Source organism: Aquibacillus rhizosphaerae, from assembly GCF_030282825.1.
Lineage (GTDB): Bacteria > Bacillota > Bacilli > Bacillales > Amphibacillaceae > Aquibacillus_C > Aquibacillus_C rhizosphaerae.
This window is the reverse complement of record NZ_JASTZU010000056.1, coordinates 1-9,363: the sequence shown is the minus strand read 5'-3', so window position 1 is coordinate 9,363 and position 9,363 is coordinate 1. Positions and strand designations below refer to the sequence as shown.

At 33.7% G+C, this 9,363-nt stretch carries 10 protein-coding genes and 2 pseudogenes; 11 read left to right on the top strand and 1 reads right to left on the bottom strand.

Features of this window, described 5'->3' with window-relative positions:
* Nucleotides 1–714, bottom strand: a 714-nt coding sequence (locus QQS35_RS16940) for a transposase (RefSeq protein WP_285930212.1), incomplete at its 3' end; no start/stop codon positions are given.
* 250 nt (nt 715–964) lie between these two features.
* On the opposite strand from QQS35_RS16940, the gene QQS35_RS16935 reads away from it, so the two are divergent.
* From QQS35_RS16935 to QQS35_RS16885, 11 genes and pseudogenes are all read left to right on the top strand, one after another.
* Nucleotides 965–1,117, top strand: coding sequence for a GNAT family protein (locus QQS35_RS16935; protein WP_285933411.1), 153 nt, complete (start codon nt 965–967; stop codon nt 1,115–1,117).
* A gap of 437 nt (nt 1,118–1,554) precedes the next feature.
* Nucleotides 1,555–2,655 (top strand): saccharopine dehydrogenase family protein, encoded by a 1,101-nt coding sequence (locus QQS35_RS16930; RefSeq protein WP_285933410.1) that lies wholly within the window; start codon nt 1,555–1,557, stop codon nt 2,653–2,655.
* Nucleotides 2,656–2,806: 151 nt separating this feature from the next.
* Nucleotides 2,807–3,347: pseudogene (locus QQS35_RS16925) on the top strand (hypothetical protein).
* Nucleotides 3,348–3,700: 353 nt separating this feature from the next.
* Nucleotides 3,701–4,852, top strand: a complete 1,152-nt coding sequence (locus QQS35_RS16920; protein WP_285933409.1) for a serine hydrolase — start codon at nt 3,701–3,703, stop codon at nt 4,850–4,852.
* A 115-nt stretch (nt 4,853–4,967) separates the two neighbouring features.
* Nucleotides 4,968–5,726 carry a class I SAM-dependent methyltransferase gene (locus tag QQS35_RS16915; RefSeq protein ID WP_285933408.1) on the top strand — a complete coding sequence of 253 codons (759 nt, stop codon included), beginning with the start codon at nt 4,968–4,970 and terminating at the stop codon, nt 5,724–5,726.
* Nucleotides 5,727–5,840: 114 nt separating this feature from the next.
* Nucleotides 5,841–6,410, top strand: coding sequence for a DUF4256 domain-containing protein (locus QQS35_RS16910; protein WP_285933407.1), 570 nt, complete (start codon nt 5,841–5,843; stop codon nt 6,408–6,410).
* A 109-nt stretch (nt 6,411–6,519) separates the two neighbouring features.
* Complete coding sequence (locus QQS35_RS16905) at nt 6,520–6,870, top strand: DUF2200 domain-containing protein (protein WP_285933405.1); 351 nt, start codon at nt 6,520–6,522, stop codon at nt 6,868–6,870.
* Between the two features lie 196 nt (nt 6,871–7,066).
* Entirely contained in the window at nt 7,067–7,531 is a 465-nt protein-coding gene (locus QQS35_RS16900; RefSeq protein ID WP_285933404.1) for a GNAT family N-acetyltransferase, read from the top strand.
* 248 nt (nt 7,532–7,779) lie between these two features.
* Nucleotides 7,780–8,232 (top strand): HAD family hydrolase, encoded by a 453-nt coding sequence (locus tag QQS35_RS16895; protein WP_285933403.1) that lies wholly within the window; start codon nt 7,780–7,782, stop codon nt 8,230–8,232.
* Between the two features lie 123 nt (nt 8,233–8,355).
* Entirely contained in the window at nt 8,356–8,754 is a 399-nt protein-coding gene (gene tnpA / locus QQS35_RS16890) for an IS200/IS605 family transposase (protein WP_285933402.1), read from the top strand.
* 16 nt (nt 8,755–8,770) lie between these two features.
* Nucleotides 8,771–9,363 (top strand): annotated as a pseudogene (locus tag QQS35_RS16885) (RNA-guided endonuclease TnpB family protein); the annotation flags it as partial.

Here is a 9,363-nt window from a genome sequence, read left to right as displayed (position 1 = left end):
CCAATACACTTGGCGCATGAAGTGAAACCGGTCAGCAATAATTAATGGATTACCCAATGCCTTACGTACAGCTTGCTTGAAAGACTTTGACAAATCCATCACCACAATCTCCGTCTTACTGGTATCACAGGACTGTAAATAGGACTGTATTGTGTCTACTTTTCTATCGGATAACACATCCACAATTTCTTTATTCTCTACATCTGCGATGACGGTTTGAAACTTTTCCCCACCTGCATCACCCTTGAATTCGTCAATAGATATAGCTCGCGGAAGAACTTTTGTAGTTTCGATTTTATGTCGATTAAATAAGCGCAATAATCGATTTGTCGTCATCCCTGTTAACTGAGCTGCAGTAGTAAAAGAACCAACAGCCGTATAAGTTAACGCAGTCGTCTGCACCACATTTGTACACCGCTGATAGCGATCCACCATCTGTAGTTTTTCGTAAAAGGTATGGTTACAATTCACACAGAGGTATCGTCTTTTGCATAAGGAAATTTTCAAGGATCTATTAGACATAATTGATCCCTGGATTTTCTGGTTGCGATAACCATGAACACGTTTCGTTTTCGTACTACAAAACGGACACTTCTGTTTTTTGACTTTTGTCCGCAATTCCACCAACAAATAGTCGGATTGATCACTGAAATCCCATACATCAACATGCTTGTCTTTAATCCCTAACATTTCTATGATAAAATGATTTTGCACTCTTTCCCTCTCCTTTTTCCTTTTGTCTCAACAACTTTAGGTTAACAAAAGAGAGGGGAATGAGTGTATTTTTTTGTTTTTGTTTTGTCCCTTGATAGGACTGAGGACACCACCACATTCAGTATAGAGCCCTTAAAAATGGAGTTTTTGAATGTGTAGCTGCTTATTGTGTTAAATCGTAGTTTAGTGGAAAAGGTAAGAAGTGAAAGATTCAAAGGTCATCCTAATTTATTGGAGGAATAACAGAAACGTGAAGATTATAAATTATCAAAAAAATGATACTGAAGCGATTGTTTCTTTGTTTTATGAAACGGTACATTCCATATATCCAAAATACTACTTCCAAACACAATTGGAAGCTTGGGCACCTATTGATGAAAAGGAATCTAGAGTGGGTACTTAGAGCAAAATATTAGATGAAAATATAACATTTGTTGCTAAAATAAATAATAAATTAGTTGGTTTTAGCGATTAAAGACTACCAAGTTCAATAGTTACAGCTAGATAAGCTTGAATCTGATGCAAAAAAATTGAATCTTTCGCAAATTGATACGGAAGCAAGTATTACAGCTAAGCCGTTTTTTGAACAACGAGGCCAACATTCGATAATTAAGTAAATCATTAAGATCTTTGTCTTTCAAGGTAATCAAATTATACTGCTAAAGGTGTTATTGGTTGTACTTTTTCAGTACAATAAGGTTCAAGTAAGGGGTCGTCGATTATGGCGATTCTATTTTTGTGTTTGAAGAAATATTGGAATTTTATGTTAATATTAATATGTGTATAGTTCTACTTAAATTAACGGGAGAACGTTTGGACTATAAGAAGGTAGGTTATCGAATGAAAAATATTTTAGTAATCGGTGGATATGGTCAAGTAGGTAGTGTAATCTGTAAAACTTTGTCTCACATTTATCCTGAAAAAATTATTGCTGCTGGTAGAAATTTTGAAAAGGCAAAAAACTTTTCCCTGTCAATGAATGGAAAGATTCTACCTCTGGCAATAGATATTTATAACTTGGATGTAACTCATGAAGTATTTAAAAAAACAAAATTAGTGATAATGTGCCTTGACCAAAAAGATACTAGTTTTGTTGAAAAGTGTATACAAAATAAAGTAGATTATATAGATATATCCCCTTCCTATAATATATTATCAAAAATTGAAAGCTTGAATACCAAAGCACTTGAATCACAAACAACTTTAATATTAGGAGTAGGCTTAGCTCCTGGTTTATCTAATTTATTAGTGAAAAAAATAATTCCTCAATTTGATAAAGTTATCAAAACAGATATTTATCTAATGCTTGGGATTGGTGAAAAGCATGGAAATGACGGAGTAGAATGGTTGCTAAATAATATTAATAATAAATATTCGATATTTGAAAATGGAGAAATAAGAAAAGTAGGTAGTTTCACGGAAGGTAAAGATGTAGAATTACCTAAGAAATATGGTAAAAGGAAAGCTTATAGATTTGATCTTGCTGACCAATATATTGTCTCTAAAACTCTCGAATTAGAAAATGTATCTTCTCGATTTTTCTATGATTCCGCTTTTATAACAAATGAATTAGTAATACTAAAAAAGTTAGGTGTTTTTAAGCTTTTAAACTACAAGTTTTTTAAAAAACTTTTCGCGAAAATATTTGTTGGAGCTTTACATATTTTCGATTGGTTAAAAATCGGATCAAATGATTATTTAATAAAAGCTGAAGTGTTTGGAGAAATTTCAGGTGAAGAAGTAACTATTGAATCGGTATTATTAGGTTCAAATAATACAGAGATAACAGGTAATGTTGCTTCGATAATAGGAAATAAGTTAATCCAAAATAAATATTCACCGGGTGTACACTACACGGAACAACTATTTGACTTAGATGAAATATTATCAAAATTAGATGATGAAATAACTTATAACTATGAAGTGAATATACTGGACTAAAAAGCCTTCAAAATAATGACCTTTTTATATTGGACACTAAGAAGTCTAAATGGAATTTTATGTTAAGGTAACCTTAAATGTGAATATTTATGCTTAAAGTAACCACGCAGTTTAGTAGAAGAAGAGCATTTGAGAATAGGAGTGGAACGTTATGAAAAAGAATCTACCATTAGTTGTTGCTATTTCTGGAGTCTCTGGAGGAGGAAAAACAACTATTGCTAAACATTTAAATGAAAGATTACAAAATTCTAAAACACTTTTTTTGATGACTACGATTTTGATGGTCCTGAAGACATAATTGATTGGGTTGATAAGGGAGCTAATTATGATGAATGGAACTTGGATCCGATTCTTAGAGATTTAGAAGCGTTACTTACTGAAACTTTAGATTACATTTTTTTAGACTTTCCCTTTGCTAATAAACACTCTAGAACAAGTGAAATGATTGACTTTACAGTGTTTATTGAGACTCCATTGGATATTGCGATGGCACGTCGAATACTTAGAGATTTTAATAATAGTTCTAACGATAAAATAATGTTGAGATGGAAAATTACATTTTACAAGGGAGACGGGGTTATCTTGAGATGCTAAAAACGATTAAACCAAATTCCGACATTATTTTGGATGGGACTCTTTCGGTATCTAAAATTGCAGATGAAATATGCGAGAGAATTTCAAGTCACAACTGATTACATATTAATAACGTTATGTACTAACGGGATATTTTAATACAAAGAGAGGAACATCAGATTTAAAGTAACGATCTTTACTTTTTTGTAAAATAAAATTTCACTGTTAAGTTAGGTAGGTTAAATAGTTGTTAAACAACTGGGTGGCTTTACTTTAAGATAAAATTCACCCCTTTGTTCAATTATAGGTGCTCTGTATATCCTATATTTAAGAAAGTTTTTAAGGGATAAGGTATTTGCCTAAGGGGTTACCTTCCTACGCAGGACCAGTAAACAGTAGATAAATCCCCTTCTAATGAGATGGTAGTTTACGTATATGGTTAAAACATATTTTGAAAAATGGAGGTTTTTGTTTGGAGATAATATTATGGATAATAGGAGGCATTATACTAGCATTTGGACTGCTTATTGGTATCGGAATATGGATGTTTAATAAGAATGTAAACAAAGAAGATTCCGATTATATTAAACGTTTTATTAAGGAAAAAGGTGGGTCTAAAGAAGCATCACTGTCTATTTGTTATAATGGTGAAAACTGGGTCAGTGTAAACTCAAACAAGAAACTTCCGCTTGCGAGTACAGTTAAGATAATTATTGCAATTGAATATGCAAGACAGGCATCAAAAGGGATGATTGATCCAAATAGTACGGTAGGTTTAAGAGAATTAAACCAATTTTATGTTCCAAAGACTGACGGTGGTGCACACGATGCATGGTTAGACACACTTTCTAGATTAGAAGATTTTGATTTCAACAATATTTTACTTAGTGAAGTAGCAAAAGGAATGATTGGCTTTAGTTCAAATGCCAATACTGAATATTTGTTAAGTGTGTTGGGAGTTGAAAATGTAAACAACCTTTTAGTAGAATTAGAACTACATAACCATGATGATATATATCCAATCGTAAGTTCAATAGCCATTCCAACTTACTTAATAAATAATAAGAAGTTTACAAAAAAAGAGACGATCAAAGCAATGAAAAGCATGGATATGATTCAATATCGTAATCTTGCTCTCGACATACATAATAATTGGCTTCAACACCCATTAACAGAGCGTGACAAAAAGCAAATCTCAAACAACATTAACCCATCCATAGAAAGAATTTGGTCGGATTGCCTACCTAGTTCTACTTCAGAAAATTACATCTCAATAATGAAAAAACTAAATAGCAAAACATATTTTAGTCAAGAAATGCATCATTTCCTTGATCCAGCTATGGAGCAGTTAATGGAAAACCCTACTAATCAAACATGGCTTAAACATGCAGGGCAAAAAGGTGGATCTACTGCCTTTATACTAACAAACTCAATGTATGCAACAGATAAAGATGGAAATAAAACTGAAATAGCATTTTTTTCGAATAATTTAACTCCTTTAGAAAAAGAGAAACTTTCAAGGAATTTAAATGGTTTTCAGTTGAAATTTCTTAAAGATAAAGATTTTCGGTTGAACATAAAAAAAGAATTAGAGGAAATAACATCTTCTTCGGAGACTTGTTAGCTGGAAAACCGCGTGAGAGGGTTGATAAGTGTCTGTTGTGGCTCTGATGTGGCTATGAATATATTGGAAGCAAGGAACCGTCCCCTGCTTCCTACTAATAATAAGGAGCATAAACATGTATGATCAAAAATTTTTATCGTTAATAAAAGATTATGAAAAAGATTTTTCTGGTTGGGACTTTTCTTATATAACAGATACTGGTCGAATTGGAAGTGAGTTATTAACTTGGTCTTATGGAAGTATCGTTAATCATCATATTCCGAAAGCAAATTCGTTATTAGACATGGGAACAGGTGGTGGTGAATTATTATCAAAGCTGCATCCGTTACCTGAACTTACATTTGCGACAGAAGGTTACAAGCCCAATGTAACAATAGCAAAAAGCCGTTTAGAACCATTAGGGATAAAGGTTTTCGAGATTGAGAAAGATGACCGACTTCCATTTAAAACGAGCCAATTTGATTTAATTATTAATAAGCATGAATCTTATTCACCGAAAGAGGTAAGAAGGGTTTTAGCTAAAGGTGGTATTTTCATCACCCAACAGGTGGGTGGGTTAAATTCATCTCATATTAATGAACAATTAGAGGCTCCACTTAATAGCGAATTTGTCGATTGGAATTTGCGATTCGCTTTAGATGAAATTAAAAAAGAAGGCTTTGAGATTCTTGATAAGAAGGAAGAGTACCCTGTAGAAAGATTTTATGACCTTGGTGCCCTAATCTATTACTTGAAAGCAATCCCTTGGCAGGTACCTGACTTTGAGATGGATCATTACATAAAACAATTATATATCATTCACCAAACGATTGAGCGAGATGGCTATTTTGATGTGAAACAACATCGATTTCTAATTACAGCGAAAGCTATTTAGTGTCAGCCAGATTGTCATAGCATGGATTAAATAAATTTTGTATTGTAAACTGAGATTACATGATTTCTATTAGATTTTTATAATTTAAATTTTGTGAGTGAGGTGGGAACTAACATGACAAAAATCAATAAAAATAAGTTATCACTAGAACAAAGTGATGAATTACTTGGAATATTGAAAGCCCGTTTTGAGGAAAATATGAACCGGCATAAAGGTCTTGAGTGGAATGAAATTAAAACGAAGCTGGATGCTAATCCTGAAAAACTGTGGTCCCTTAATGAAATGGAAAGCACTGACGGTGAACCGGATGTTGTAGGATATGACAAAGACAGAGACGAATACATATTTTATGATTGTTCAGCGGAAAGTCCTAAAGGTCGGAGAAGTGTTTGTTACGACCGTAAAGCGCTGGAATCAAGAAAAAAACATAAACCTGAAAACAATGCGATCGATATGGCATCATATATGGACATAGAACTTTTGACAGAAGAACAATACCGAGAGTTGCAGAAACTTGGAAATTTCGATTTGAAAACGTCGAGCTGGGTGCAAACACCGGAAAATATTAGAAAACTTGGTGGAGCTCTCTTTTGTGATCGTCGCTACGACACGGTCTTTGTGTACCACAATGGAGCAGAATCCTACTATGGCGCAAGAGGTTTTCGAGGCTCGCTAAGACTCTGATTTTGAAAGGAAACAGCCGAATTTGGTTACTTACGGCAGATGATTAAATGATGTGCACAACGTTTGAAGCAGACTATTTCGAACTATTATTTGTAAGGGAGAATGTATGATGACCAAACATAAAATTTATACAATGAGTTTTGCTAGTGTCTATCCCCATTACGTAAAGAAGGCTGAGAAAAAAGGACGGACGAAAACAGAAGTCGATGAAATTATCCGTTGGTTGACAGGGTATAACCAGGAAGATTTAGAAGCGCAACTGGAAAAACAGACAGACTTTGAGACCTTCTTTGCCGAAGCTCCCCAACTGAATTCTTCGCGTGCTTTGATTAAGGGTGTAATCTGCGGTGTCCGAGTGGAAGACATCGAAGAACCAACTATGCAGGAAATTCGCTATTTGGATAAACTGATTGATGAGTTAGCAAAAGGGAAAAAGATGGAGAAGATTTTACGAAAATAATGATATGAATTAATGGAATGCTGATTCGATTTTTAAAATTAATAAGAATCAGTGTTTTTTTGTTGAATCGACAATAAAATTGATACTATTAGGTTATCGGAGAATTAGATAATTAACCAGAAACATGATATACAATGCTAGATTAGAAGTGCGTTCATACGACTAACGGGTTATTTAAAATTCGAAGGGGATTTATATGACATATGAATTTAGAGTTTTGACACAAGAACAAGCAGAAGATATTGCATTTAACTGGCACTATGATGGTGATTATTCTTTTTATGATCTTGAAGCTGATAAAGAAGATTTAGACGAATTTTTAAACCCAGAAGAAAGAGGAAGTTCAACGTTTGCTGTAATAAAAGAAAATGAATTGGTTGCTTTTTTTAGTATAAGTGAAGTTACCGACAGAACTTGTGATATTGGTTTAGGGATGAGACCAGATTTAACTGGAAAAGGCAATGGAATGAAATTTTTGGGATCATCTATTAACTTTATTAAAACAGAATATAATCCTGAAAAAATCACATTGTCAGTGGCAACATTTAATCTAAGAGCGATAAAATTATACAGAAAAGTTGGCTTTAAAGATGTAGAGACATTTTTGCAATATACAAATAATAGCACATTTGAGTTTCTGAAGATGGAATATAAATGTTGAAACTCTTAAGGTATAGGTACTTATAAAATACTACTATTCCTTTATTATAGTTCTTATGTAAAACAGTTAAAATCGGTGGAAATTAATACTTCAATATAATATGAACAAAGATTTCTTGATGATTGTCAAAAAAATGCGAAACAACTTATTTAATTGTTCTGTGAAAAGAATAAATATGTGTGGTGGTTTTCAATAGGTGATCACATTTTCTGATTTTTCATCTAGAGTTCAAGAAGGGAGAAGTAGTAATGTCACTGCAAATAAAAGCCTTAATTTTCGATTGGGGAGATACTCTTATGTGGGATTTTCCACAATTTGAAGGTCCTATGGCCTATTGGGAGGAAGTACAAGCTGTCCCAGATATCAATAAAGCACTGGAAATGGCATGCAAAGAATACAGATGTTGTGTAGCTTCAAATGCTGGTGAATCTACTGCAGAGTTAATGGAAGAAGCTTTAAATAGAGTAGAAATAATGAAATATTTTCATCAGTTATTTACATCTCGTGAATTAGGGGTAACGAAACCGAACCTAGAATTCTTTAATAAAATACTCCGAAATTTAAATCTCAATGCTGATGAATGTATAATGATAGGTAATGATTATGAAAAAGATATAGTCCCTGCGAAAGCTGTTGGAATTAATACAATATTATTTACAGACTTTCCGAACATAAAGCCCACTCCTTTAGGTGTGGGATGAAAGAGAGGTCAAATACGGGGTACCACTTAGTAACCGAAGGTTGTGGTGCCTCAAGTATTTGAATCGTTCATTTTTTTTACGTAATTTTAGCAGTTTTGTCGAAATACTGATATAATTGTACATATGAATAACTATAGAAGAACCAACACAACCGTTTCATTAATAAACTATCATTTTGTTTTCTGTCCCCGTTATAGAAGGAAGATTTTTCTCCGGGCAGATATAGAAAAACGTTTCAAAGAATTGGTGCTAGAAGTGTGTGGAAAATGGAAAATTCAAGTTATTGCTATTGAATGTGATAAGGATCATACGCATATGATTCTAAATTCGCTTCCTAAACAAAGTCCTTCGGATATCATGGCAAAAATCAAGCGATTCACGTCCAAAAAACTAAGAGAGGAGTTCCCTCACCTTCAACATTTGGAAAGCCTTTGGACTCGTTCGTTTTTTGTGTCCACTGCTGGTAATGTTTCTAGTGAAACCATCAAACGATACGTCGAAAATCAAAAGAAAAAGAATTAGAAGGGAGTTAAAACCTATGGCAAGAAACACCACACCAACGTATACAATTGAATTTCCTCTACACCTGCCAACTTGGCAACAACATCGTTTGGAAAAGAAAATAAAGATGGCTAGAATGGTCTATAATTCTTGCCTAGGGGAGGCTTTAAAGCGACATAGAGCTGTAAAGTCGGATAAAGAGTATCGTAAACTCCTTAAAGAAAATAAGTCTAAGGAACGTGATGACCAACTTGCAGCTATTCGAGTAACCTATGGATTTTCCGAATATGGAATACATCGTTTTGTGAAGTTTAGTCAACAAAAGTTTAGAGAACACATTGGAAGTTTTGAAGCGCAAAAGCTTGCAACCAGAGCCTTTCAGGCAGTGGAGAAACTTCATTTTGGTAAATCGAAAAAAGTTCACTTTAAAAATAGCACAGATGATATTTCCGTAGAGAATAAATCGAATAAAACGGGATTGAGGTTTGCAGAAGGTGCCATCCTTTGGGGTGCTAAACCAACAAAGAAAAATCCTAAACCTAAAAACTGGCTCTCTATGCCTATATCAGCAAAACCTAATGATGAATACGCACATCTAGCTTTAACGGATGAAACGAAGTATGTGCGCAT